Annotated in this window: 23 protein-coding genes; 18 read left to right on the forward strand and 5 right to left on the reverse strand. The window is 35.2% G+C overall.

What is annotated here, in order from left to right; translation table 11 throughout:
• The first annotated feature begins 318 nt into the window (after positions 1 to 318).
• The 7 genes from Q0838_RS11885 to Q0838_RS11915 all read left to right on the forward strand — a co-directional run bounded on the left by Q0838_RS11885 (position 319) and on the right by Q0838_RS11915 (position 8,465).
• Positions 319 to 3,747, forward strand: coding sequence for a GEVED domain-containing protein (locus Q0838_RS11885; RefSeq protein ID WP_298955343.1), 3,429 nt, complete (start codon positions 319 to 321; stop codon positions 3,745 to 3,747).
• A gap of 139 nt (positions 3,748 to 3,886) precedes the next feature.
• Positions 3,887 to 4,528: a flavin reductase gene (locus tag Q0838_RS11890; RefSeq protein ID WP_298955346.1), complete on the forward strand. Its 642-nt coding sequence runs from the start codon at positions 3,887 to 3,889 to the stop codon at positions 4,526 to 4,528.
• 13 nt (positions 4,529 to 4,541) lie between these two features.
• The gene (locus tag Q0838_RS11895) at positions 4,542 to 4,685 is read left to right on the forward strand and encodes a DUF2256 domain-containing protein (RefSeq protein ID WP_298955348.1); all 144 of its coding nucleotides are present in this window, start codon (positions 4,542 to 4,544) and stop codon (positions 4,683 to 4,685) included.
• Between the two features lie 146 nt (positions 4,686 to 4,831).
• Positions 4,832 to 6,160, forward strand: a complete 1,329-nt coding sequence (locus tag Q0838_RS11900; protein WP_298955351.1) for a DASH family cryptochrome — start codon at positions 4,832 to 4,834, stop codon at positions 6,158 to 6,160.
• A 256-nt stretch (positions 6,161 to 6,416) separates the two neighbouring features.
• Positions 6,417 to 7,958 carry a cryptochrome/photolyase family protein gene (locus Q0838_RS11905; RefSeq protein WP_298955354.1) on the forward strand — a complete coding sequence of 514 codons (1,542 nt, stop codon included), beginning with the start codon at positions 6,417 to 6,419 and terminating at the stop codon, positions 7,956 to 7,958.
• 171 nt (positions 7,959 to 8,129) lie between these two features.
• A complete protein-coding gene (locus tag Q0838_RS11910; RefSeq protein ID WP_104515563.1) occupies positions 8,130 to 8,297 on the forward strand; it encodes a lmo0937 family membrane protein in 168 nt (55 codons plus the stop codon).
• 36 nt (positions 8,298 to 8,333) lie between these two features.
• Complete coding sequence (locus Q0838_RS11915; RefSeq protein ID WP_298955361.1) at positions 8,334 to 8,465, forward strand: hypothetical protein; 132 nt, start codon at positions 8,334 to 8,336, stop codon at positions 8,463 to 8,465.
• A gap of 121 nt (positions 8,466 to 8,586) precedes the next feature.
• Here the strand turns inward: Q0838_RS11915 and Q0838_RS11920 are convergent, their stop codons facing one another.
• From Q0838_RS11920 to Q0838_RS11935, 4 genes are all read right to left on the reverse strand, one after another.
• Complete coding sequence (locus Q0838_RS11920) at positions 8,587 to 9,138, reverse strand: type 1 periplasmic binding fold superfamily protein (RefSeq protein WP_298955364.1); 552 nt, start codon at positions 9,136 to 9,138, stop codon at positions 8,587 to 8,589.
• Positions 9,139 to 9,157: 19 nt separating this feature from the next.
• The gene (locus Q0838_RS11925) at positions 9,158 to 11,623 is read right to left on the reverse strand and encodes a TonB-dependent receptor (protein WP_298955367.1); all 2,466 of its coding nucleotides are present in this window, start codon (positions 11,621 to 11,623) and stop codon (positions 9,158 to 9,160) included.
• A gap of 53 nt (positions 11,624 to 11,676) precedes the next feature.
• Complete coding sequence (locus tag Q0838_RS11930) at positions 11,677 to 11,964, reverse strand: hypothetical protein (RefSeq protein WP_298955369.1); 288 nt, start codon at positions 11,962 to 11,964, stop codon at positions 11,677 to 11,679.
• Positions 11,965 to 12,569: 605 nt separating this feature from the next.
• Positions 12,570 to 14,543 (reverse strand): putative porin, encoded by a 1,974-nt coding sequence (locus Q0838_RS11935; RefSeq protein WP_298955371.1) that lies wholly within the window; start codon positions 14,541 to 14,543, stop codon positions 12,570 to 12,572.
• 77 nt (positions 14,544 to 14,620) lie between these two features.
• Here Q0838_RS11935 and Q0838_RS11940 point away from each other — a divergent pair, with 77 nt between their 5' ends.
• Both Q0838_RS11940 and Q0838_RS11945 read left to right on the forward strand, forming a co-directional pair.
• On the forward strand, positions 14,621 to 15,202 hold the full coding sequence (locus Q0838_RS11940; RefSeq protein WP_298955373.1) for a ribonuclease HII: 582 nt from the start codon (positions 14,621 to 14,623) through the stop codon (positions 15,200 to 15,202).
• 83 nt (positions 15,203 to 15,285) lie between these two features.
• The gene (locus Q0838_RS11945; RefSeq protein ID WP_298955375.1) at positions 15,286 to 17,718 is read left to right on the forward strand and encodes a hypothetical protein; all 2,433 of its coding nucleotides are present in this window, start codon (positions 15,286 to 15,288) and stop codon (positions 17,716 to 17,718) included.
• Positions 17,719 to 17,729: 11 nt separating this feature from the next.
• Here Q0838_RS11945 and Q0838_RS11950 read toward each other — a convergent pair whose 3' ends face one another.
• Complete coding sequence (locus Q0838_RS11950; RefSeq protein ID WP_298955377.1) at positions 17,730 to 18,818, reverse strand: DNA topoisomerase IB; 1,089 nt, start codon at positions 18,816 to 18,818, stop codon at positions 17,730 to 17,732.
• A gap of 189 nt (positions 18,819 to 19,007) precedes the next feature.
• Here Q0838_RS11950 and guaB point away from each other — a divergent pair, with 189 nt between their 5' ends.
• The 9 genes from guaB to Q0838_RS11995 all read left to right on the forward strand — a co-directional run bounded on the left by guaB (position 19,008) and on the right by Q0838_RS11995 (position 26,584).
• Complete coding sequence (gene guaB / locus Q0838_RS11955) at positions 19,008 to 20,480, forward strand: IMP dehydrogenase (RefSeq protein ID WP_298955379.1); 1,473 nt, start codon at positions 19,008 to 19,010, stop codon at positions 20,478 to 20,480.
• 3 nt (positions 20,481 to 20,483) lie between these two features.
• Positions 20,484 to 21,098, forward strand: a complete 615-nt coding sequence (locus Q0838_RS11960; RefSeq protein WP_298955381.1) for a fumarylacetoacetate hydrolase family protein — start codon at positions 20,484 to 20,486, stop codon at positions 21,096 to 21,098.
• Positions 21,095 to 21,430 carry an Hpt domain-containing protein gene (locus Q0838_RS11965; RefSeq protein WP_298955384.1) on the forward strand — a complete coding sequence of 112 codons (336 nt, stop codon included), beginning with the start codon at positions 21,095 to 21,097 and terminating at the stop codon, positions 21,428 to 21,430. Before Q0838_RS11960 ends, Q0838_RS11965 begins: the two co-directional genes overlap by 4 nt.
• On the forward strand, positions 21,431 to 22,687 hold the full coding sequence (locus tag Q0838_RS11970; RefSeq protein WP_298955387.1) for a CinA family nicotinamide mononucleotide deamidase-related protein: 1,257 nt from the start codon (positions 21,431 to 21,433) through the stop codon (positions 22,685 to 22,687). It abuts the gene before it with no gap.
• A gap of 58 nt (positions 22,688 to 22,745) precedes the next feature.
• The gene (gene rpmB / locus Q0838_RS11975; RefSeq protein ID WP_104515551.1) at positions 22,746 to 22,985 is read left to right on the forward strand and encodes a 50S ribosomal protein L28; all 240 of its coding nucleotides are present in this window, start codon (positions 22,746 to 22,748) and stop codon (positions 22,983 to 22,985) included.
• 20 nt (positions 22,986 to 23,005) lie between these two features.
• Positions 23,006 to 23,191: a 50S ribosomal protein L33 gene (gene rpmG, locus Q0838_RS11980; RefSeq protein ID WP_104515550.1), complete on the forward strand. Its 186-nt coding sequence runs from the start codon at positions 23,006 to 23,008 to the stop codon at positions 23,189 to 23,191.
• Positions 23,192 to 23,199: 8 nt separating this feature from the next.
• Positions 23,200 to 23,352, forward strand: coding sequence for a DUF4295 domain-containing protein (locus Q0838_RS11985; protein WP_101012092.1), 153 nt, complete (start codon positions 23,200 to 23,202; stop codon positions 23,350 to 23,352).
• Between the two features lie 597 nt (positions 23,353 to 23,949).
• Positions 23,950 to 24,903, forward strand: coding sequence for a signal recognition particle-docking protein FtsY (gene ftsY / locus Q0838_RS11990; protein WP_298955402.1), 954 nt, complete (start codon positions 23,950 to 23,952; stop codon positions 24,901 to 24,903).
• Between the two features lie 154 nt (positions 24,904 to 25,057).
• Entirely contained in the window at positions 25,058 to 26,584 is a 1,527-nt protein-coding gene (locus Q0838_RS11995; RefSeq protein WP_366942048.1) for an amidase family protein, read from the forward strand.
• Positions 26,585 to 26,677: the final 93 nt, after the last annotated feature.

Raw genomic sequence — 26,677 nt, forward strand, 5'->3', positions numbered from 1 at the left:
GTTAAATTATTTAACCTCAGTTAAGTAAAAATAAAACAAAGGATCGACATAAGGTGTGTTTAACTATTGTTATTTACGTAATTTTAGGTACATATTTTTTTTAAAATGCAAATTATTTAAAATTTTAATAGATTAAATGCATATTCATTCATAATGTTCCTAATTTTAAAATAATTCATTAAACAGCTCTAAATCAATATGTTGGTATTGATGCCGATCCTAAATGTTAAGAAAACAATAAATTAATGTTCATAAATCTATCGTATTACCAGTTATATGTTTTATCTAGAGATTCTAAATAACCTTAAACTTTAAAAGATGAAAAACATTACTCAATGTATGTTCGTGTCGTTTGTCGCTTTATTTTGCTTTTCTACGGTTGCTCAGACTCAAAAAGAGAGAGATGTAATCACAAGTCGCATGGATTTACCGGCCTTAAAAACTTTAGAACAGCGTTTCAAGGCACATTTTCAACAGGAGAAACGAGAGGCGCTAGACTATGCTCGTGCAAATAATTTACTAGTTAGAAAAACATTAAAAGACGGTACTTTATTAGAAATACAGCGCATAGAACGCGGTACCCCTATATATTACAGTACAAGTAATGTAGCAGCAGCAAAATCTACTCGTGCAAATTTTCTTCATAACGGTGGTGGTCTAGGACTTAACCTAGAAGGACAAAATATGACCGGTTATATCTGGGATGGAGGTCTAGCTAGAGCTTCTCACCAAGAATATGATGGACCTGGTGGATCTAACCGTTTTAGTATAGGAGATAATTCTACAACGCTTAATTTTCATGCCGCTCACGTAACGGGAACGGTAATTGCTTATGGTGCGCAAGCAAACGCAAAAGGTATGGCTCCTAAAGCAAATGCTGTAGGCCATGACTGGAATAATGACAAGGCAGAGGTTACTGCACAAGTGGCAAATGGTATGCTTTTATCTAACCACTCTTATGGGTATGCAGCAAGGGATCGATTTGGTAGTCCTCAATTACCAGATTATTTCTTTGGTGGTTATATAGCCGAATCTAGAGATTGGGATGAAATTATGTTTAACGCTCCTTATTATATGATGGTAAAGGCTGCTGGAAATGATGGAAATGATAATACGGTAAATCCAGCTCCTTTGAATGGTAACTCTTCTTATGATAAACTATCAGGGACTTCTGTGGCCAAAAATAACTTAGTTATTGCAAACGCACAAGACGCCAGTATCAATGGAGATGGAACACTTAATTCTGTAGCTATTAATTCTAGTAGTAGTGAAGGTCCTACAGATGATTTACGTATCAAACCAGATCTAACAGGTAATGGTACTAATGTATATTCTACCTATGAGTCTAGTGATACAGCTTATAATAGTATTACAGGTACTTCTATGGCTTCTCCTAATGTTATGGGGTCTTTACTCTTGTTACAGCAACATTACAATAATTTAAATGGTTCTTATATGAGAGCAGCTACTCTCAAAGGGCTCGCTCTTCATACAGCAGATGATGCCGGACCTGTTGGTCCTGACGCTATTTGGGGATGGGGATTAATGAATACTAAAAAAGCTGCAGAATCTATTACTGCAAACGGTAACGGATCTACTATAACAGAATTAACTTTAACTTCTGGGCAGTCGTATACTATTAATGTAAACGCTAGTGGCTTAGAAGATCTTGTAGCTTCTATTTCTTGGACAGATCGCCCTGGTACAGCCACTACAACTGCAAATAGCAGCACAGCGAGACTGGTTAATGACTTAGACATTAGAGTAACTAAATCGGGAACGACATATACACCATGGAGATTAACAGGTGTAACGACTAATGGACTAGGCGATAATTCTCGTGATCCATTTGAAAGAATTGAAGTAGGTAATGCCTCTGGAACATATACCATCACCGTTACAAATAAAGGTACACTAGTAGGTGGAAGCCAGAATTATTCTTTAATTGTTACTGGAATAGCTGCACAAGCACCAGTTTGTAACGCAACAACTCCTTCTGGTCTTAATTCTACAGGTGCCAGTAGTACAGATGCATCTCTTGCATGGAACGCTGTAACGGGAACGTCTTATGAAGTACGCTTTCGTAAAAGCGGTACAACAGCATGGACTACAAGAACAGCAACAACAACTAGTGCAACTCTTATAGGTCTTACTGCTTCTACAGTATACCAGGCGCAGGTGCGTAGCGTGTGTCCAGATGCATCAACTAGTGGCTACAGCAGTACATTAAGTTTCTCAACCACGGGAGTTCAATATTGTGCGGCAAACGGTAATAGTACCAATGATGAATTCATATCCAGAGTAACTTTTAATACCATCGATCAGGCTAGTACAGCTGGTACCGGTGGTTATACAAATTTCACTTCTGTTAGTACAACTGTTTCTAAAGGAACAAGCTACAACATAGCAGTGACTCCTAGATGGACTGGGACTTTATATAATGAGGGTTATGCCGCATGGATCGATTTTAATCAGGACGGCGATTTTGATGACGCTGGTGAATTAGTGTGGAGTGCAGCCGCTTCTCAAACTACTCCGGCAACTGGATCTATATCAATTCCTGCAGGTGCCTCTTCTGGTACAACACGTATGAGAGTAGCAATGCGATATAACGCTATTCCTAGTTCTTGTGGTAGTTTTGATTATGGAGAAGTAGAAGATTATACGGTAAATATCACTGCAACAGCTGCAGATACTACCGCACCTACCGTACCTACTAGCTTAGTTATAAGTGCGGTAACTCAAAATACTGCGACAGCTAGTTGGGTAGCTTCTACAGATAATGTAGCTGTAGTAAGTTATGATGTTTATATGGATGGTTCCTTGCTAGGTACCATAGCTGGTACAACAGCAAATTTAACGGGACTTACTGCTTCTACAAGTTATGTTATTAGAGTAAGAGCAAAAGATGAAGCTGGAAACAATAGTGCTCAAAGTACCGCGGTAAGCTTTACCACGCAAGCTGTGCCATCTTCAGGATGTACTAATGCGGTAGCAATTCCTTATACTGAAGGTTTTGAATCAGGACTTGGAGCTTGGTCTCAAGGTACAGGAGATGACTTTGACTGGACGAGACGTTCTGGAGGTACACCTTCAAATAATACAGGTCCTTCTAGTGCCAGCGCAGGGAATTTTTACATGTATCTAGAAGCATCTGCTCCTAACAATACATCAAAAACAACCTATCTAGATTCACCATGTTTTGATTTGTCTGGTACAACTGAAGCTTCTTTCAGTTTTAAATATCACATGTACGGTTCTAGATTAATGGGTGGTTTAACACTACAAGCGAGCACTAATAATGGAATTTCCTGGACAAGTCTTTGGTCAGAATCAGGTAATCAAGGCAACTCATGGCAAGAGGCGGCTGTTGATATCTCAACATACGTTGGTGGATCAGTTAAATTTAGATTTGTGGGTACGACTACTAACCAGTGGCAAGGAGATATTGCAATAGACGCTATCAACTTGGTTAGTACAGAGGTAGCAAATAATGCTTACAGTAATGCCACAGTTGTAACTTCTTCTAACATTACGATATATCCTAACCCAGTTAAGGAAGGATTATTGTTTATTTCTTCTAATCAGAAGGAAATGGAATATGCGATATATAATCTACAAGGTCAAACCGTAATAAAAGGAAATACAGATAAAGAAGTGGATGTAGATGTCTTGAAATCTGGAATATATCTTATTGAGATAAAGACGGCTAATCAAACAGTAGTAAAAAGATTCATTGTTGAATAAATAAAGAAAATTATTTTTTTTTAAATCGTCTTGTTTAAAGCAAGGCGATTTTTTTTATGCCATAATTTCTAGTGCTTTTCTAATAGATTTCATTTTGTTTAACTATTTTATTAAAATTTTAAACGTAATTTTGAACTATATGAAACATATTACTTCTCAAGATTTAACGCAACTCGATAGATTCTATCGAGGTAATTTGATTAATAGCGTTACCGGCTTTAAAAGTGCAAATTTACTTGCTACACGATCTAAAAACGGAGTGGATAACGTTGCTATTTTCAGCAGTGTAACTCATATAGGTAGTGATCCTGCAATGTTCAGTTTTGTGCAACGACCGTTAGGTCATGGAGTCGGTCATACTTATATGAATCTTAAAGAAACTGGAAAGATAACGTTGAATCACATCAATCTGGAAATAGTAAATAAAGCACATCAATCCAGTTCAAAATACTCAGAATCTACTTCAGAGTTTGAAGAATTAGGTATTAAAAAATTACAACGACATGGTTTTACTGCGCCATTTGTAAAGAATGCTACCATTCAAGTGGCTGCAGATTATGTAAATGAATATTATCTAGAAGAAAATAAATGTATTCTAGTGATTTGTAAAATTACAGATGTATTTTTTCTTGAAGAAATTCAACATGAAGACGGCTGGTTAAATCTCGAGAAAGCTAGAACTGTAGCTATAAATGGTCTAGATGGCTACGCGTCTGCTAGAGTAGAAAAAAGATTAACCTATGCTAAAGTGGATCAACCTTTAAAAGAAATTAACTTTTAAAGGAGAATTGTTAATGAAACAAAAAGCAAGAAATCAACACAATTTACCTAGTAAAATATGTCCCATCTGTGAGCGAGAATTTACCTGGCGCAAAAAATGGGAGAAGAACTGGGAAACAGTAAATTATTGCAGTAAAAAATGTAGCTTTAATAAGTGATTTATTAATATGTCGATGATGTAAAAAAATACATTGAGATAGAATTTAACTAAGCCGCCCTGGGAAGGCTTGACAGGTAAGAAAGATTTGAAATCCAAATATTTCTTTTGAGTTTAAATTTAAGTTTAGATTTTAATTTATACCATATGAACAACCTAGTTTGGTTTAGAAACGACTTAAGAATACAAGATAATCAAAGTTTAAAAGCTGCTTGTGAGAATGATGGTGCGGTGATAGGCGTTTATTTCTTTGATCCTAATTTTTACGAGAACAGTGAATTTGATCTAGATATAGAGTTGCCATTTGGTAGGACAGGTAAGTATAGAGCGCAATTTATAAGAGAAGCCGTAGAAGATCTGAGAGCCAATTTAGAGAAATACAATATTCCTTTATTAGTTTTTCATGCATCGCCTGCTCAAGTTATTCCAGATTTAATCGTTAAGCTAGATATTAAAAACATCTATTTACAAAAAGAATGGACTCGAGATGAATTGCGACAGGAAGAAGATCTAGGCAAATCAATAGATGAAGCAGGACTTAAAAATCAAATAAAAAGCCATCGTGTATATGATCAGTTCTTATTTCATCCTGAAGATGTTCCTTTTGAGAACTGGAATCAAATTCCACGTGTTTTTACTGAATTCCGCAAAAAATGTGAGAAGCAGTCTAAGGTTAGGGAACTAGTGGACATCACTGGATATATTCAAGCGATACCACAAACTCAAGAAACTCAAATACCTACTTTAAAAGAATTAGGGCTAGAAGATTTTAAAAAAGATACTCGTAGTGCTTTTCCATGGGAAGGTGGCGAGACTGCTGTATGGAAACGACTGGATCATTATTTCTGGCAGACTAAAAAACTTCAATACTATAAAAAGACTAGAAATGGACTTCTAGGTATCGATTACAGCAGCAAATTTAGCGCATGGTTAGCGATAGGTTGTATATCTGCACGACAGATTTATCACGAAGTACAGCGATTTGAAAAAGAGATCAAGAAGAACCAAGATACCTATTGGTTAATCTTTGAATTGATATGGAGAGATTTTTTCAAGTTTGTATCACTCAAACATGAAAGCAAGATTTTCATGTTAGGTGGGATTTTACAAAAGGAGTATGAATGGAAATCTAGTTTACGTGAACTAGATAAATGGATTAATGGTTCTACTCATGAGGCATTTGTTAATGCAAATATGAAAGAGCTATCCACTACAGGATGGATGAGTAATCGCGGTAGGCAAAATGTCGCCAGCTACTGGTCCATGCACACAGAACAAGACTGGAGAATAGGAGCAGCATATTTTGAACACATACTTATAGATTATGACGTACATTCTAATTATGGTAACTGGATGTATAACAGCGGTGTAGGAAATGACCCTAGAAACAGAACATTTAATATCCAGTTGCAAGCGAGCCGTTATGATAGTGATGGGAAATTTCAACGACTGTGGTTGCAAGAAGGTTTATTTTAAAATTGAAATGATAACAGGACTTGAAGTTAGAATTGCATAAAATATACTAGGTCGAGCGATAGTCGAGATCGTTTTTTAATACGATAAAACTTGAACTCAACTCACAACTCACTCAAAATGATTGAATCATAGTTATCGAGTTTAATGATCTTTTAAATTTAGGTCTTGATTTAAGCTTAAGTTTAAAACCTTGATGTATAGTAGATCAGTGCAGTTTTGTAATGGCTGGACCAACAAAATTAATAGAGAATCAACCATGAAAACACTACGATTAATATTAGGAGATCAATTGAATCACCAGCACTCTTGGTTTCAAGAAGATCAAGAACATGTGATTTATTTCATGGCAGAGATGCGTCAGGAAACAGATTATGTAACGCACCATATTCAGAAAGTGGTTGCATTTTTTATGGCGATGCGTGGTTTTAATGAGTGGATCAATAAACGTGGCTGGCACAGTGTTTATTATCAATTAGATCATAAAGACAATACTCAGGATTTAATAGAAAATTTAAAACAGCTTATTAAAGAACATAAGATTGAAAAATTTGAATACCTCGCACCAGATGAGTGGCGACTGGACCAGCAATTACGTGATTTTTGCAAATCCATAGAAATAGAATGGCAAGGTTATGACACTGAGCATTTTTTAACCAAAAGAAAAGATGTAGAGAAATTCTTTGAAGGGAAAAAGCGCTGGACTATGGAATATTTCTATCGCGATATGCGCAAGAAGTACGACATCATGATAGAAGGCGATAAAGAACCAGAAGGTGGTAAATGGAATTACGACCAGAGCAATCGCAAAAAATGGGACGAGAAAACTACCATACCACATGAAAGAGGTTTTAGAAAAGAAGTAATTGAAATAACAGATTTACTAGAAAAAGAAGGAGTTAAAACCATAGGTCGCATAAATTCTAATGATTTTAACTGGCCTACAACTAGGCAAGATGGTCTGGACGTTTTAAACTATTTCTGTGAGCACTTATTAATTCATTTTGGAGATTTTCAAGATGCTATGCATACTGATCAAGAGTATCTATTTCATTCTAGGTTAAGCTTTGCGATGAATTGTAAACTACTTTCACCACTCGAGGTAATTAAGACTGTTTTATCTCGCTTTCGCGAAAGCGGAACACCACAAATAGATATCTCACAAGTAGAAGGTTTCATAAGGCAAATTCTAGGCTGGCGAGAATACATGCGTGGGATGTACTGGAGTCATATGCCTGGATATCAAACTAAGAATAAGTTAGAGAATAGAAATAAACTTCCAGATTTTTATTGGACTGGTGAGACTAAGATGAACTGTTTAAAAAACTCCATTAATAATTCATTAGATAATGCCTATGCGCATCACATACAGCGATTAATGGTAACTGGTAATTATGCCCTGCTCACCATGACTGATCCTAGTTATGTGGACCAGTGGTATCTAGGAATTTACATAGACGCCATAGAATGGGTAGAAATCACTAACACGAGAGGTATGTCACAATGGGCAGATGGTGGTCTGGTAGCAACAAAGCCTTACGTGTCTAGCGGTAGTTATATCAATAAAATGAGCAATTACTGTAAAGGTTGTGCTTATAAAGTTTCTAAAAAAAAGGCTGAAGAAGGTGCCTGTCCTTTTAATTCTCTGTATTGGAATTTTCTTGAAGAGAAAAAAGAACATTTTAAAGGGAATCAACGTATGAATATGATGATGGCTTTACTTAAAAAAATGGATCCAGAATTATTGAAGAAACACCAGACACGTGCACAAGATGTGATGGCTTATCCAGAGAAGTATTAAGGTGTAATTCTTATCTTTTTTTATAAAAATAATTTTAATATCTATAATAGAGCCATTTAATTATGAATACCTTACGATAATTTGTTAAATTATGGTGAATTGCTATTTAGTTAACAACAATAGCCTCAGACTATTCCTACATTTGTATCGAACCAATAAAAAAGAAATATTATGAGAAGTATACTTTGGCTAGTAGCAGTAATTTGTGTAATCATTTGGGTACTAGGTCTAGTAGGCATAGGCGGCGGAATGGGAGAGAGTGGATTAATTCACATTTTACTAGTAATTGCTGTAATCGTTGTACTAATAAATATTATTTCAGGTAGAAAGCCTCTATAATAACAACTTAAATTAACCTAACTAAACTAAATTATTATGATCAAGAAATTTGTGATTATCACAATAGCAGCAATGTTCACATTAGGAACGGTAAGCTGTAGAGAAGAAAAAACATTAGGGGATAAGGTAGAAGATGTCGCTGATGATGTAGAAGATGCAGTAGATTAATTTTTTACCGCTATAAATTTAAAAAACCGCTCTGTAAAGAGCGGTTTTTTTATGCAATAAATCTATTCATTATATTAAACTAGATAAATAAGGCTATTATCTATCTAGTAACTAGTTAAAATTACTCTACTTCAAAAGTAAAAGCAACCTCAACGTCTGACTCACCACCTGCACTAGATAGGGTACCATCATTAGGTTTTGTAGGCTCGTGACGTAATACTACATTAAGTACACCAGTACCTATAGCGCCAGTTTGGAACGTAGTCTGTACACCTAATGGGTTACCGTTAGAATCTACATCTATTTTTGCAATACTAACATCGCTAAGAGTAGAGATATAGAAAACCTCATGCTCATTTGCTTCTTCAATAACCTCTTCAGTAATATTTTCTGACGGTGCTATAGATTCATTAAGAAAACGCACCGTACCATCATAAGTAGCATTTGCATTTAAAGGACCAGTGATAGTAATTACAGGTGCATTAGGTCCATCTCCATCACTATCAACAGATTTGAATAAAACAACATCAGTACCATCTGTTTGATTAGTAAGTTCTAATTCTACAGTGGTAATAAGTTCTTCTTCATTGATGATTGTAACGCCATCATCGTCAGAACATGATGCGATAGAAAGTAATGCTACTGCGGCTAGAATTTGGATTGAATTTTTCATTGTTTTCATTGGTTTTAATTTAAAAGTTATAAAGGATTTGTAATTGAATATCTCTACCTACGTCGTCTGCATAAAAACGCTGTCGGTTTAGATAATTTCTGTATTCTGTATTGAATAGGTTGTTTATGGTTAGATTTATTTTGGTATTCGCTTTCGCGAAAGCGTAACTTAAACCAGCATTCCATAGATTATAAGAATCTGGTGTGCTAGAAATATCTACAATAGAGGTTATTAATTCTCCTTGATCATTAGGAATACTTACTTCGTAATTGTTATCAGGAAAACGATTTTGCTTAAACACCAACTGGTTAGAAATCTTAAAATCTAGATTTTGTACTATTGCGTTGTGCCATGTAAGCTGGTTTTGCCATTGTGCAGGTGGCATGTCTATAAGTGGCAGGTCATTATTAGAATCTGTACCATGGATATAAGAGAAGTTAGAATTAAGGCTTATTAATTTTACTGTATCATAAATAGGTTCATTAGAATTTACATTCATATCTACAGATTTCTTTTTAATCCAAAAATCATAGGTCGCACTAGCATCTATTCCATACAGTCTTGCATCTATCTGTTCATATTGATACACAGGGAATGCGCCGCGAGTAGTGATCTCTAGTCCAGTAGGTATAAGTTGAACATAATCATTAATTAAGTTCACGTATGGATTAATCTCAAAGTCTAGTTTACCTACATTACCGTGTAAAGTGGTATTGATTTTAAAGGATTGTTCTTTCTTTAAATCTAATCTTCCCAATTCTATGGTAGCAAGCGCATGATGCAATCCATCGCTGAATAATTCACTAGGGTTAGGCGCGCGATTTGCGGTACTTAAATTGATAGCAAGATCATAATGATCATCAAATAAATACTTTGCGCCTGCTGTAAAAGCAAATAGATGGTAGTTAAATTTAGGATTAGTTAAAATTTGATTTCCTTGTTCATTTATTTCAAATTCAGGAAATTGTTGATCATAGCCTAAGTTTTCCCAGCGGCTTTGTAGGTAAAATTTTTCGGCGTCTATTTTATAGAAGTCATAACGTAATCCAGCATCTAGGATCCAATTTTCTGAAGGAAGATGAGTAACACTAACAAATGCTCCTGCCTTGTTAGCGTTATAATCTGGTATTAATCTTCTTACTCCTGTGGAAGAATCTGGACTGTTTACCTGATTCATGTAATCTATACCTACTTCATACGTAGTTTTTTCAAATCGATCAATTAATCCATATAGACTCACATTTTGAGTTTGTAGATTTATATCTAAAGATGCTCGACCTGCGTTATCACCACGTCTTATGTCAAATTCTTTACGGTTATTAAATTGAAATGAGTAGTCTAAACTTAATTTACCTAAACCGGTAAATCTTTTAAAAGCATTAAGTTGTAAACCATGATGTGCAACTTCTTGTTTAGGTACATTTATATCATGTGTGAAATCATTAATGATAGATGGTTGTCCTGAGTTGATGCTGCGTACCAGATCACTTGCGTTACCTATATGAGAGGCTCTTAATATTCCTAATTCTGTGTTGTAAAAAGAGTATTTTAAACTAGCACCATATTCAAATTTTTTAAAACCCAAAGCTAAATTTGCAGCAGCTGTCTCACTACCAGTATTACTTAGTACATAATTAGGCGCGTCATAATCACCTAGTTTTTTATAAGTTAGGGTTGCTTGCTGGTACCATCCCGACTGTCGATAATTATTTACTGTAGTGGTTGCAGTACCACCGCGACCATTAGTCTGACCTTGTAGAATCACGTGACCATTTAGAGTGTCATTAGATATAATGCGGTTAGGTTCTATAAGAATAGTACCGCCTATAGCGTCACCACCATATCGCAAGGCACTAGCGCCTTTTATCACTTGTATGCTACTAGCGGTATTCACATCTATATTAGGTGCGTGCTCGATACCCCATTCTTGATCTTGCTGTCGCAAGCCATCGTTAACAATTGCGACGCGGCTGCCGTAAAGTCCATGAACTATAGGTTTTACAACGCTGTTTCCAGTTTTTAAAGAGCTGACACCAGCGACCGTAGAAAGTGCATCGCCTAGTGTGGCGCCACTATAGGATACGATGGTTTCTTTATTTATTCTGGTGCTAGATTGTGTGCTAGCATGATTATCATGCACGTCTGCAATTACTTTTACTTGTTCTAGATCATTGACATGATGTTCTAGAGCCATGTTTAAAGTTTTGTTTTCAGTTACATCAATAGATAGTTTTTTAACCTCACAATCAAAGTGAGATACGCTTAATTCATAACTACCTGGACATAAATCTGATATGAAATAAGATCCGTCACTTGTAGAGGTATAAGTTTTTTGTAGTTGGACTACATAGATTTGTGCTAGGCTCAAAGGTTGTGAATCGTGAAAATCTATGATTTTTCCTTTGAGCACAAGATCGCAATCTTGTGCATTTGTGTAACAAAAGCTTATAAATAAAGCTATTGCCACGAGTTGTTTCGTAAACATTAGGGGTATTTAAATTACTATTTTATGTAAGGACCTAGGTCCTTTTAAGATATTTAAATAGTGTAAGGCGGTGGCCTGGTAGTGTGGATGGTAGGCTGAGAGTCGGTTTTTGCAAACACGATATCTACTACTATGCTTTCTGTAAAAGGAGTAATTTCTAAAACCTGAAAATCTACCGGAGACGATAGATCAAAAGATTGTGACTGAAAGTCATGAGCGACTATACAAATCGCACACTCCTGCTCATGGTCATCATGAGAAAATTCATGAACCACAGAAAGTTGTGCTACAGTAAAAAGTAGCAACAGCAAAGAGGCTATTATGGATTTATAATTAGTCAAGGGACGAAGGTAAACTATGTTTTGTTAAAAAAAAATTAAGAGGACAAAAAAGACGGATTAGGTAATTTTTTTAATATTTCAAATTCATTGGCAATTATTCTTTCAAATAAAAAGCTACTACACAAACACTTGCTAGTGTGTTGTTTAAATAGGGAGCAATGTTACCGCAAGTTTTACGTTACTTAATTCTAGTCTAGATCGCTGGGATGGTAAGGGTACAGTGGCTTTTAAAAGTTCTTGTAATAGATGTTGTGGCACTGATGATGTGCAAACCACCACTAGTGTCATAGTGATAGTAGAAGCACTGTTGTCCTCTTACAAATCATTAACGGTAACATCTCCATATTTCATTAGGTGGATATTATTATGCTATGTCAGCCCTTGTTATTGATACTATCGTTGTATGAAAGATGTTGAAAGCAAGGAGATGGAGATAGTGTAAATAACATTATGATTTATAAGAATTTACATAATAATCTCAATTATGATCTTTAAAAAGGTCAAAGGCTATGATCTTTTTAACGATATTCAATTAACAGACTCTAAAAATAAATCTTTAAGGGTTTGTTTACAGGTACTAGGAAAATATTTCAAATGATAGAGTTTTACAGAAAGAAGTTCCAAACTAAACCAAAACGTATTGTAAAGTCTCGATATGGATTACGTGGTGCACTAAAATAATCGGTGTTACTTGCAAAAAGTTGATTAGCGTGTTCTAACTTAAAGAAGATCCTGGTCTGTTTTACTTTTGCGTTAACAAATAAGTCTACCATAGGAAAACCGCCTAATTTATCTGTGTTTTGACTGTAGAATTCACCTAGGACAGGATCATAACCATCCATGAAGTATTTAGTAAAGTATTTTGCTGTGATACCAGTTTGAAGTAATAGAGCATTTTTAAACAATCTGTTTTTATAATAAAAAGTGCTGCGAGCTGTAAAATCTGGGACATTAATTAAGTCGCCAGTCTGTGTGACGTTTTGATACATGATGGTATTATCTAGTCCGTATTTTCTTAAAAATTTAATGTCCTTATTAACTTTAATTTTTAAATATGTGATATCTCCACTAGTTTGTACTGGTGTTGCGTTGTAACCAGTAATAGTACCGTCTGTATCTGTTATTTCTGTTTGTGAGAAATATGCATGGTCTTGAATGGTAGTAAAGGTTACCTGAGCATTTATAAATTTATCAGAGTTGATTTTAAAGTTAAGTTCTTGTTTTTTTAAGTTGTTAAAATTGTTTTGCCAGTTGTAATTGATATAATCACTTTGATGAAGTGTGTAAATAAAATCTGGAGCTCTGGAACTTATAGCAATTCCAGCTTTTACATCAAAATCTTTGAATTTATATGAAGCCTGACCGTTTATAAACTGACCGTCTAGGTCACCAGCTATATTAACACCACCATTTGCTGTAATATCAAATTTACCGATACGTTTTCTAAACTCTGCTTTAAATTGATAAAGTTCGCCTATTAATCTGTTATTGATAACGCCACTGTTTTGATTTATCAATCGGTCATAACCATAGTTGTATTTGTGTCTAGCCACACCGGCTTTGTAGTAACCTAATAAATGATGTTCATAAGAGGCACCAGCCTCTATCATTCCTTCTTCGAGATCTGTTTTGTCTTCAAGATTTGTAGTTATGTAGGATTCTCCTAGAAACTCTTCGTCGGCAGTGTCTTGAGAATATCTATAGAATTTATCTTCATAGAAGGCTTTGTTGTAGATGCGGCCGCTGTAATAAGAGGTACTGTCTTTGTTTCCTATTAATTCATAATCATGGTCTATGTAAAAACGTTTACCATCTAGGGTGCTCTCTGCATTAGTTAAATTAGGTTCTAAACGACCTCGATTACTTAAATCTTCTATGTCGTCTATAAAACCTTGAAGAGATGCAGCTTCTAGACCTCCATTTTCTTGATTAAAATGATCTTGAAATACGGTATGTACTCTTAATCTGTATCTTTTGTTCTTTGATGTGTAAGTAGATGTAAATTTAAAATTACCAGAACTGGTAAGTGTGTTGATATAATCTCCTGCGCTACGAACACCTTTGTAACTTATAGAAAAATTAAATTGAGGTGATAAGTTTGAGGTAAAGAGTGCTTCTAGTTGCTGGCCTTGATTTACAACAGTTTTAAAGTACAAATCTGTTAGTGGAGTAGGGACGTAATAGTCTAGTATATCATCTATCTGATAATAATTTTGATGCCTGGCTTGTGATCCCATTCTAGGTGATAGTAGATCGAGGTCAAAACTTTTACCTAATTCATTATAAGGTTGCCCTACGTTATGAAATGGAATGTATTCAAAGTCATCCTTGCGCAAAAAATTGAATTTAAAATCCTTTGCCATGGTAAGCGTCGTATCTAGGTAAGTAGTGTCTCGCTGTTGAGTGATTATCAAATAATCTGTAATAGGTGGTTTTTCTCCTTTGACACTGACCTCTTTTTCCTGGGTAGGGTTATTAAGGTTATCATATGTTTCTGTTTCATTTTGCCCAAAGGTTTCTTTTTTTTGAGAAAAAAGGAATAAAGGCATCAAAAACAATAAAAATAAAAGATGTTTCATAAAAAAAGGTACGCTCTCAGGCTTCAAAAGTAACCATTTAAACGTTTTTAAACTGGTGGTATTATGTACTTTTGAAAATGCTTTTAAAACAAATACATAAAGGGATTATAGAATGTGGTACAGATGAGGCTGGTCGTGGGTGTCTTTCTGGTCCAGTAACAGCTGCTGCCGTAATATTACCTCTAGACTTTGAGTCTTCTCTTTTAAATGATAGTAAGAAGCTTTCGCGAAAGCGTAGGTATGAACTAAGGACATTAATAGAAGAACAGGCTCTAGATTATCATGTCTCTCATGTAATGATGGGTGAAATAGACCAGATTAATATTTTACAAGCAAGTCTTCTTGCGATGCACCAGGCTATAGATGGTCTTAAATTAAGGCCAGAACATATCGCCGTGGATGGTAATAAATTTAATCCCTATCCTGAAGTAGGGTCTACAACAGTTATAAAAGGTGATGGAAAGTATCTACATATAGCTGCAGCATCTATTCTAGCTAAAACATATAGAGATGACTACATGGCTGCCATAGCACTGGAACATCCTGAGTATGGTTGGGAACAAAATCAAGGTTATCCCACTAAAAAACATAGAGCAGCAATAAAAAAATACGGTGCCACACCATACCATCGCATGAGTTTTAAGTTGTTGCCAGATTAATTTTAATAGATGTATAAGTTGTTCTTAAATATGTGGTTTAGAAGTAATTTCATTTTTATTTTTGCCCACCCCAAATTAATTTTATGCGTCATTTTTTAGTCTTTATAATCAGTATCTTAATAATTAGTGGCTGTAAAGAAAATCAGGTTATTAATCATGATCTGATAAATCGCATTCCGACAGATTCTAAGATTGTCTTGCATACAGATAATCTCAAAGATTTAGATCATTTTTTTAGTAATAACGCATTGTGTCAGGAGGTTTCTAATCTCTCGCGTGTTAAAGAATTAAAAGCCGCAGCATCATTTTTAAAATATTATGATCTAGAAGATGACTCTCTCATAGCGTTGAGTATACAGGGTAAAAATGAAGTAGTCATTACGCTTATAACTTCATCTATTGAGCAAGTTGTGGATTCTACTAGTGTGACATCATTAATTAATTATAATAATGAAGAAATTGTCAAAACGCATAAACCTGATGGAGACTATTTTGCAATTAACCATAAAGGAATGCATCTGGCCAGTTCTTCTCAATTAGTGATAGAAAGTTTAATTAGAAGAAATGTAGATGATTACGTTTTTGACGATGGATTTAAGAAAATTTACCAAAGAACAAAAAGTGGTACTACCTTTTTTGTAAAAGCCACAGAAAAGAAATGGTTAGAACAATTTTTATTAGGTAAGAATATAAATGACAACGGTAATTATGCACAATGGTACCAGCTAGAGGTACAACCTAATGATGTTGCACTACAATTAAATGGTGTGATCACTTATCGAGATAGTGTGAAAATGCATCATGATTTATATAATCATATTCAATCTACAGAAAATCGTATACAAGAAATTGTGCCAGTAAATTTGGGTAGTGTAAAATCGGTTACCTATAAGAACCCATCTCAGCTAATAGAAAACTTAAAAAGATTTCATAATAACGATGTAAAAGTAGGTAGTCAGCTCAAAGATATACTGAATAATACTCAAGAAATGAGTGAAGTTTATCTAAAAGACTCTAATGCTCTGGTGTTTACCTTAAAACCATATGAGGCTTTATTTATGAATCTGGACAGTCTTTCTAGCGCAAAGTCTACTTACAGAAATCAGGTAATTTATGAGCTTACTAATCCTGTAAAAACAGCAGCAATACAACCGCTTATAGTCGCTAGAGAGTATAAGTACGTTACGGTTATAGAACAGCACATTATTTTTTCTAACAGTTCTACAGTACTTGAAGAGTTTATATCTAATTTCCAGAATAAAACAGTACTAGCAGAGCAATCATGGTGGAAAAAATCGAGCCAGGCTTTAAGTTCTACCAGTAGTTTACTCGAGATAACTGGTCTCAAGCAATTTAAAGATCTGGCATTAAAAAGTAGTAAAGGAGATTTTAAAATCATTAAAAAAATAGATAAAGACGTTTATCCACTTGTGATAAGTCAGTATGTTCATGAAGATGAATATGCTCATTATCATATGCTTATTCCTTTTGTAAATAGGAACGACATAGAACAGCAAGTAAGTCAGATAGGAACTTATAAATCATCTAAGAAGATTGTAGCAGGTCCATTCTTATTTCCTAATCATTTAAATAAGAAGTATGACGTAGTTTTTCAGGATAAGGATTTTACCTTGCACTTGTTATCAGATACAGGTTTAAAAAGGTGGAGTAAAAAGCTAGATGGTCTTATTTTAGGGAACATAGAGGTAACAGATGCTTACAAGAATGGTCGCAAACAGATGGCATTTGCAACCAGTAGCTCGGTTTATTTTCTAGATAGAAATGGTAAGGATGTGAATACATATCCTAAAAGATTTAAAGATCTTATTACACAACCTTTAAGCGTCTTTGATTATGATGGTAAAAGAGATTATCGTTTTTTAGTGACCCAAGGAGACGAGCTGTTGATGATGGATCGAGATGGTAAAACGGTAACTGGTTTTAAATACAAAAGAGGTGCTACTATAAAATCTCAACCTAGACATATACGTGTCAGAAAGAAAGATTTTATAGTCTTTGCAAAAAAAGATAATTCTATAGCTTTATTAAATAGAAGAGGTGGAGTGCGTACAGTAATTAATAAAAAGGTAAAGTTAACCTCTCAAATATTCTTACATAAAAATAAAGCAATTGCTCTTACAGAGAGTGGTAAGTTGCTAGAGTTGGATCCTATAAAAGGAACTCTTAAGTACACGAGCGATTATTCTAAAGACGCAAGGCTAGATGCTACGAGTTCAATTAAATTGATACAAGATAATAATAAACTCATTATTAATAATAAAAAAATATCATTGCCATACGGTTCTTATCTTGCGGCACATGTAGAACATTTATCTAGCGGTGATTTTATTCATGTAATAGAAACGGGAGAACACAGAGTGTATATTCTAAATAAAAATGGTGAAGTTTTATCTTCATTTCCAGTTTATGGAGAATCGCAAAGTGATGTCGCACAATCTAAAAAAAGATATTTATCTACCCTAGATGGAGATGAAGTAATTATTTATGAATGGTAAAATATTTGAGGCTATTCATTTGATAGGGAAAACGTTATCTCGAACTCGTCGATAATTTCCTGTACACACTTTTCTGACGCGCTAAATAAGGTATCGTCGTTAAATGATTTTATTTTATCCCTATAATCAGTAAATGGAGCAGTGCCATAAATATTTGAAATTTGAGGGTGTACGTAATATTTTTTGCACACAGCTCTTGTGTTGCCTAATGCCGCCGCTGCTGCGTCATAACCTTGTAAAATATTTTTGTCGCGTTCTTTTTCTGATGTAGGCTGGGGAAATTCTATCATTTTCTCAAAGAATTCTCTAGTAGCTCCCCATGTTCTAAAATCCTTTGCGCTGAATATTTCTCCAGCTATTTCATGGATGTAATCGTTAATCATGCCGCTGTCTATCGCGTGATGTTTACCGTCTTTATCATAAAATTTAAAAAGTTCCCAGCCAGGAATTTCTTCACACTGGTGTATAGATTCTATTAACTCTGGGTTTTCTATCGTTGTGTTTTGTACAACACCCTTTTTACCAGTAAAAGAAAATAGAACTCGACCATCTTCCTCATCTACATGTTTATTCCTCAAAGTAGAAAGTCCGTAGGTTTTATTTTTATCTGCATAATATTGGTTACCTACTCTGATATAGGTTAAATCCATAATAGATACGACTAGAGCTAGACATTTCTCTCTAGGCATTCCTTTCAGATCCAGGTTTTTTTGTAATCTTTTTCTAATTTTGGGTAACGCTTTCGCGAAAGCGGACATTTTAAAAAACTTAGTCTGATTACGTAATAAGGTCCATACGTTATGATATAAATAGACTTTTCTTCCTTTATCATCTCTTCCTACCGCTTGTAAATGGCCGTTGGGGATTTTACTTATACGCACCTCTTTCCATGCCGGTGGTATAACTAGTGTTTTTATTCTTTTTAATTGTTTTACGTCACTTAATCTTTTTTTGTTGTCCATTAAATAAGTGAAGCCATTACCATACTTTTTACGATGTATAGAAAGATGTTGATCCTGAATGTAAACTAAATCGGCTAGATGTGCGGCCGCTTCTGGTTGGGTAAGGCATTCTTTTATTTGTTTTGGGGTCAGTGTCATACTCAAATTTAATAGATAGCTGGTTTTATGCGATCTAATGATTAGGTAATTGGCTATAATTTAAGTTCTTTGTTTATCCATTACAGGTGATTTAAAAGTTAAAGTCCAACACATCTAGTTTTTAATATAAAATAACCTATAATAGGATCAATTAAAAAGTTATCTTTGCGTGCAATAAAATTTTATTGCATGATCTCCCATGATTCCAAGTTCTTAGGTGAAGGTTTAACCTATGATGACGTACTTCTAGTACCAGCATATAGCGAGGTGCTTCCTAGAGAAGTTAGTATTAAAACTAAATTTACAAGAAACATAACGCTCAATGCTCCGGTTATATCGGCAGCTATGGATACCGTTACAGAAAGTCGTATGGCTATTGCTATGGCTCAAGAAGGTGGTATAGGTATTTTGCATAAAAACATGACCATCGATGCGCAAGCACAAAAAGTACGTCGTGTAAAACGTGCAGAGAGCGGTATGATTATCGATCCAGTAACTCTTACAGAGCAAGCTACGATAGGTCATGCCAAAGCTAGCATGAGAGAGCACGGGATAGGTGGAATACCTATCATCGATGGAGAAGGATATATAAAAGGGATTATTACTAATCGTGATTTGCGTTTTGAAAAAGACAATGATAAATCGGTAAAGGAAGTGATGACTTCAGAAAACTTAGTTACTGCAAAGACAGGAACCTCTTTACAAGAGGCTGAGGTTATTTTACAGGAACATAAAATTGAAAAATTATTAGTTGTAGATGACTCTGGTAAATTAGAAGGTTTAATCACTTTTAGGGACATTACTAAACTTACTTTACAGCCTAATGCTAGTAAAGACCAGTACGGTCGTTTGCGTGTGGCAGCTGCCATAGGTGTAACAGGTGATGCGCTAGAAAGAGCAGCTGCGCTAGTTGCTGCTGGAGTAGATGCTGTAGTTATTGATACGGCTCACGGACATACTAAAGGTGTGGTAGATGTTCTGAAAAGAGTTAAATCAAAATTCCCTCAACTAGATGTAGTAGTAGGTAATGTTGCTACCTCTGAGGCAGCAAAATACCTGGCAGATGCTGGTGCAGATGCTGTAAAAGTCGGTATAGGTCCTGGGTCTATTTGTACTACTCGCGTGGTTGCTGGAGTAGGTTTTCCACAGTTAAGTGCTATCATGGAGGCTGCGCACGCTTTAAAAGGAACTGGTGTACCTGTTATTGCAGACGGTGGTATACGCTACACTGGTGATATTCCTAAGGCGATAGCCGCAGGAGCAGACTGTGTTATGCTAGGTTCTATGCTAGCTGGTACGACAGAGTCTCCTGGAGAAACTATCATCTATGACGGTCGTAAATTTAAATCTTACCGTGGTATGGGGTCTGTAGAGGCGATGCAGCACGGTTCTAAAGATCGTTATTTTCAAGACGTAGAAGATGATATAAAAAAATTAGTGCCAGAAGGTATCGTGGGACGTGTGCCATATAAAGGGGATCTAGTAGAGAGTATGACGCAGTTCATAGGTGGTTTAAGAGCTGGTATGGGTTATTGTGGCGCAAAGGATATTGAGTCTTTAAAAGCATCAGGTCGTTTTGTTAAAATCACCTCGGCAGGAATGATGGAAAGTCACCCACATGATGTTACTATTACTAAAGAGGCGCCTAATTACAGTCGATAATATATGAAAATAATTTGCATAGGTCGTAATTATACAGATCATATAGAGGAGCTAGCAAACCAGCGCCCAGAAGAACCTGTGGTGTTTTTAAAGCCAGATACTTCTATTTTATTACATAAACAACCGTTTTTTATACCTCCATGGACAGAGGACGTGCACCATGAGATAGAGATTATCGTTAAGATCAATCGCATAGGGAAACATATAGATCAAAAATTTGCGCATAAATATTACGAAGAAATAGGTCTAGGAATAGATTTTACAGCTAGAGATGTGCAACAAAATCTTAAAGAAAAGGGACTACCTTGGGAAAAAGCAAAAGCTTTTGACGGAGCAGCGGTAGTCTCTAGAGAGTTTATAAATAAAAATGAGCTTCCAGAAATGGATAATCTCGATTTCCAATTGTTTAAAAATGGACAATTGCAGCAAGATGGTAATTCCTCTCATATGTTGTGGAAAATCGATGAGATTATTAGCCATGTTTCTCAATATTTTACACTTAAGATAGGTGATTTGATCTTTACTGGGACACCTGCTGGTGTTTCAAAAGTTAGGGAAAACGACGTTTTAAAAGGTGTTCTTCATGGTAAGGAAATGTTTGATATTAAAGTGAAATGAAACAAGTATCCTACGATCTAACTAATGTAATCGCTATGTCAGATAATGACAGCGACTTTGTAAAACTTATGGTGCATACCTTTATAAAAGATATACCACGCGATCTAGAACGCCTTGCAGTAGCTGTGAGTGAGCAAGATCGTGCTGGGGTGCATCGTTATGCGCACAGAATAAAGCCGACTCTAGAGTTGTTCGGTATAGAATCATTTAAACATGCTGCTGCCTTAGAATTATGGGGTAAGGGAGAGTTAGAAAAAGATATTAAAAAAGATTTTTTAATTCTTAATCTAGATTTAAGTGAAATATTAACACAGCTCAAAAGAGATTTTTAAATGAAAGCTACTATTATAACTATAGGTGATGAGATTCTCATAGGTCAAATTGTGGATACAAATTCAGAATGGATGGCTCAAGAACTTAATAAAATAGGAGTAGAAGTGTATGAGATCATTTCTATAAGTGATAATAGAGAGCATATATTGTCCGCTTTTGCAAAAGCAGAATCACAGTCAGATGTAGTGCTTATGACCGGTGGTTTAGGCCCGACTAAAGACGATATAACTAAGAAAACAATCTGTGAGTATACAAGTGATGCTCTTGTTCTTAATCAAGATGTTCTAGATCATGTAACGCAATTATTTGCAAAGTATGTAAAAGATACCATGGTAGAAATGAATAAAGACCAGGCTCTTGTACCTTCTCAGGCTGAGATTATTAAGAACGATTTTGGTACAGCTCCAGGAATGTGGTTTGAGAAAAGTGGTGTTGTATTTATCTCTATGCCTGGTGTTCCTTTTGAGATGAAGGAGATCATGTTGTCAGGAGTTTTACCTAGATTAAAAGGAATGCCTGGATTACCATTTATACATCACAGGACTATTTTAACGGCAGGACAAGGAGAAAGTACCATAGCTACTCGATTAGAAGACTGGGAGAATAATTTACCAGCATCTATTAAGTTAGCTTATTTACCTAGTTTAGGTACGGTACGTTTAAGGTTAAGCAGCAAGGGATCAGATAAAGATGGTGTTCTTAAGAGCGTAGATGAACAAATAAAACAATTGTACTTACTTATTCCAGATATTATCGTCGGAGAAAGTAATGAAGAAGAACTAGTAGATCAAGTAAGTCGTTTATTTAAAGAACAGGATAAAAGTCTAGCTACTGCAGAGAGTTGTACTGGCGGTAAAATTGCAAATTTAATTACCGAAATTCCTGGAGCTTCACAATTTTTTAAAGGAAGCACGATAACCTATGCTACAGCCTCTAAAGTAGATATATTAGGTATAGACCAGGCTTTGATAGATGAACACTCGGTAGTAAGTCAGGAAGTGGCAGAGGCGATGGCTGTGGCTGTAAGGAAAAAATTTAAATCTAATTACGCTATTGCGACCACAGGTAACGCTGGTCCTTTAAAAGGTGATAGTGATGCTCCAGTAGGGACTGTTTACATAGGTTTAGCCACAGAAGATGAGAGTTTTGCATTAAAATTCATGATGGGAAATCATCGTGAAAGAGTGATTCAAAAGACGGTAAATAAGGCATTTGAACTGCTTCAAAAAGAATTATTTAAAAAGGGTGGTCAATAGACTTGCGAGATCGAATAATATATCGTTATTTTGCATTCCGATTTTAAACAACAATAACATGTCTCGAGTTTGTGAACTTACTGGTAAAAGAGCGATGACTGGGAACAACGTTTCTCACGCTATGAATAAAACTAAGCGTAGATTTAACGTTAACCTTTTCAAGAAGAAATTCTATCTACCTGAAGAAGATAAGTGGATCACTTTAAAAGTATCTACTAGAGCAATAAAAAACATCAACAAGAAAGGAATTACTCAAGTAATTAAAGAAGCCCGTGCTAAGGGTCTTTATACTAAGTAGTTTTATAAAAGTTATATAAGATGGCAAAAAGTAAAGGAAATAGAATTCAAGTGATTCTACAATGTACAGAGCACAAAGAATCTGGAATGCCAGGTATGTCTCGTTACATAACGACAAAGAATAAGAAGAACACGCCAGATCGTCTTGAAATAAAAAAATTCAATCCGGTTTTGAAGCGCATGACTGTTCATAAAGAAATTAAATAATTTAAGACATGGCAAAGAAATCCATCGCATCCCTACAAACGGGAAATGTAAGATTAACAAAGGCAATCAAAATGGTAAAATCTCCTAAGACTGGAGCTTATACATTTGTAAGTGCTATTATGGCGCCAGATTTAGTAAACGATTTCTTGAATAAGAAATAAGTTGGTTATTAAAACGTAAAAACGTCTTGCTGAAAAGTAAGACGTTTTTTTATTTTTTACTATTAGTTTTAAAGTAGATTTTATCTTTAAAACTTGAAGTGAAATTATAGCACTATTGACAACAAACACTTCTTTGTATAATGTGCTATATGATACCATAATTAATGGTGTTTATTTTTCTCTACTCTCACATAAAAATGTGAAGTTCACTTTATAGTTAAAGTGTAGATGTTTTCACGTATAAAGTGGTGCCCTTAGGTCTAGATGTAAATTAATAATATAGCAATTACACAGAGACCTTTATTTTTATGTGTACTAATTAGATTTAATGGTCGTGTATTCCAGGGCTTATTTAAAATAATTGAATTAATATATTGTCATAAATACTTAATAGTATACCATTTAACAACTATGATTACAGTTGCTTGTGCGTGGAAATAAATCAATTTACATTATATTTTGAGTTCAGTTGTCATAATTTAATATGTAGTTTCTATTGTAAATCAAGAATTCATTTACTTATAAACATCCTTTAGACCTATCGATAGTCGTTTTTGCGATTAACTTCCCTATTTTTGCATTACTTTTAAACAAACCATGAGTTTTTTCAAAAAAATATTTTCTAAAGAAAAAAAAGAAACCCTAGACAAAGGGCTGGAAAAGTCTAAAGCCAGCTTTTTTGATAAATTAGGTAAAGTCGTAGCTGGAAAGTCTACTGTAGATACAGATGTTCTTGATGATCTTGAGGATGTGTTGATCTCTAGTGATGTAGGTGTGGCTACTACAGTAAAAATTATAGACCGCATAGAAGCGCGTGTTGCAAGAGATAAATACTTAGGTACACCAGAGCTAGACGGGATCTTACGTGAGGAGATTGCAGGATTAATGAGTGAGGTAAATCATGGCGACGCCACAGAATTTACCATTCCAGAAACTGACGGTCCGTACGTAATAATGATAGTAGGTGTTAATGGGGTCGGTAAAACCACTACTATAGGTAAACTGGCGTATCAACTTAAAAAGGCTGGTAAAAAAGTGGTACTAGGTGCAGGAGACACATTTAGAGCCGCTGCAGTAGATCAACTTGATATCTGGGCGCAGCGTGTAGGTGTTGAGATCGTTAAACAAGATATGGGTAGTGACCCTGCTAGTGTTGCTTTTGATACTTTACAAAGTGCAGTAGCTCAAAATGCAGACGTTGTACTTCTTGATACTGCAGGTCGTTTACATAACAAAATCAACCTGATGAATGAGCTTTCTAAAGTAAAGCGCGTCATGCAAAAAATAATACCTAACGCACCACATGACGTTATGTTAGTGCTAGATGGATCTACTGGGCAAAATGCCTTTGAACAAGCAAAACAGTTTACAGCAACCACTGAGGTAAGTAGTCTTGCGGTTACAAAACTAGACGGTACCGCAAAGGGCGGTGTAGTGATAGGTATTTCTGACCAGTTTCAAATTCCTGTACGTTATATAGGCGTGGGAGAAGGTGTAGAAGATTTGCAGGTTTTTAATAAAATAGAATTTGTAGATAGCTTCTTCAATTAGGATATTAAAAAAATAAGATCTTAAACTCTCGTCGATAATTAACCTATATCTACGGGAGTTTTATTTTATACAATATTATTAAATGATAAAATTTTTATACTTTTTTCCGATCCTTTTTTTGGCATGTAAATCTTCTGATACTGGTGTTACATCTTTGAGTAAAGATTTTAATGAATTTAAAGTTTTAGATTCTAAGTATCTGGACAAAGATCAGATTTTTGGTGATTTGTTAGATGAGGTGATTAGCTTTCGCGAAAGCGGAAACTTAAAAGATTTAATTCTTGAGAAGAGCATTCCAGAAATTCAAGAAGCCATCGCTAGTGGGCAATTTTCTTATCGTGACCTTACTCTATTTTATTTAAAAAGAATTTATAAGTACGATAGAGAAAATAAAAAATCACTTAATTCAGTGATCAGTATCAATCCTAGTGTCTTAAAACAAGCAGATGCAGCCGACGAAGACCTTGCTTTCTTTAAAGAAAATGGTGTAGAGATAGTTTACCATACTTTGAGAGGTATGCCTATACTACTCAAGGATAATATCAATACTATAGACATGCCTACTACGGCTGGAGCAGCTGTTTTAATAGGTAATCAAACAACTCAAGATGCTACAATAGTAAATAATCTGAAACAAGAAGGTGCTGTTATTTTGGGTAAAGCAAATTTAAGTGAGTGGGCTTACTTTTTCTGTGGCGACTGTCCTAGTGGATATAGCGCGGTAGGTGGACAGACTTTAAATCCATATGGAAGAAGGTCGCTAGATGCAGGTGGTTCTAGTAGTGGTAGTGGTGTAGCCGTTGCTGTAAATTTTGCGGTGGCTGCTATCGGTACAGAGACTTCTGGGTCTATATTATCACCATCTTCTCAAAATAGTGTGGTAGGTTATAAACCATCTATAGAAGCTTTGAGTGGTTCTGGAATTATCCCTATTTCTAGCTACTTAGATACTCCAGGACCTATGACTAAAAATGTTATAGATAATGCGATTTTATCTCAGGCTCTAGGCGTGCCTTTTGAATTAATAGATAGATCGGGAGATCATAACTTAGAAAATGCAACAGTAAAAGGTGTGCGTTTTGGTGTATGGACATCTTTTAAAGAAAACCCTTTATATGCACAGGCATTAACAGATTTAGAAAAAGAAGGTGCGGTTCTTATAGAGTTAGATGATACTAGACCACAATTAGACGGTTTTTTAAAATTGCTTAATCTGGATATGAAGAGAGATTTGCCAGCTTATTTTACTAGTCAGTCTCCTGCGCAATACCGCGGTTGGGATGTGAAAACTGTTATGGATTTAAATAAGAAAGACTCGATAAGATCTATGCCTTATGGACAAAGTTTATTCCAGGGCATTATTGACGAGCCTAGTATGACTGATGCAGAGTTTAGGGAGTTTAAAACCGCTATCACGGCGAGAGCTCAAGAATATTTTGATAAATTCATAAAGACCCATGATTTGAATGGTTTTATATCAATTAATAATTACACGGCAGGTGTTGCTGCGGTTGCTTTTTTTCCTGCGATGACAGTTCCTATGGGTTATGACGACAAAGGAGAACCTTATGGACTTACTTTTATAGCGCCTAATCAAAAAGATAGATTGCTTTTTCAATGGGCTGCAGTTTATGAGAAAATGACTCAGCACAGAGTCATACCTCAGGATTATAAAAACTAGGACATGTATTTTAATAATAGAGGTAATCATCTAAATACTTATCTTTAAAGTCAATAAAAAGGTTTAAATATGGATGTTTTCAAGGGTCAAAAC

This window comes from uncultured Nonlabens sp. (genome assembly GCF_947495285.1).
GTDB lineage: Bacteria > Bacteroidota > Bacteroidia > Flavobacteriales > Flavobacteriaceae > Nonlabens.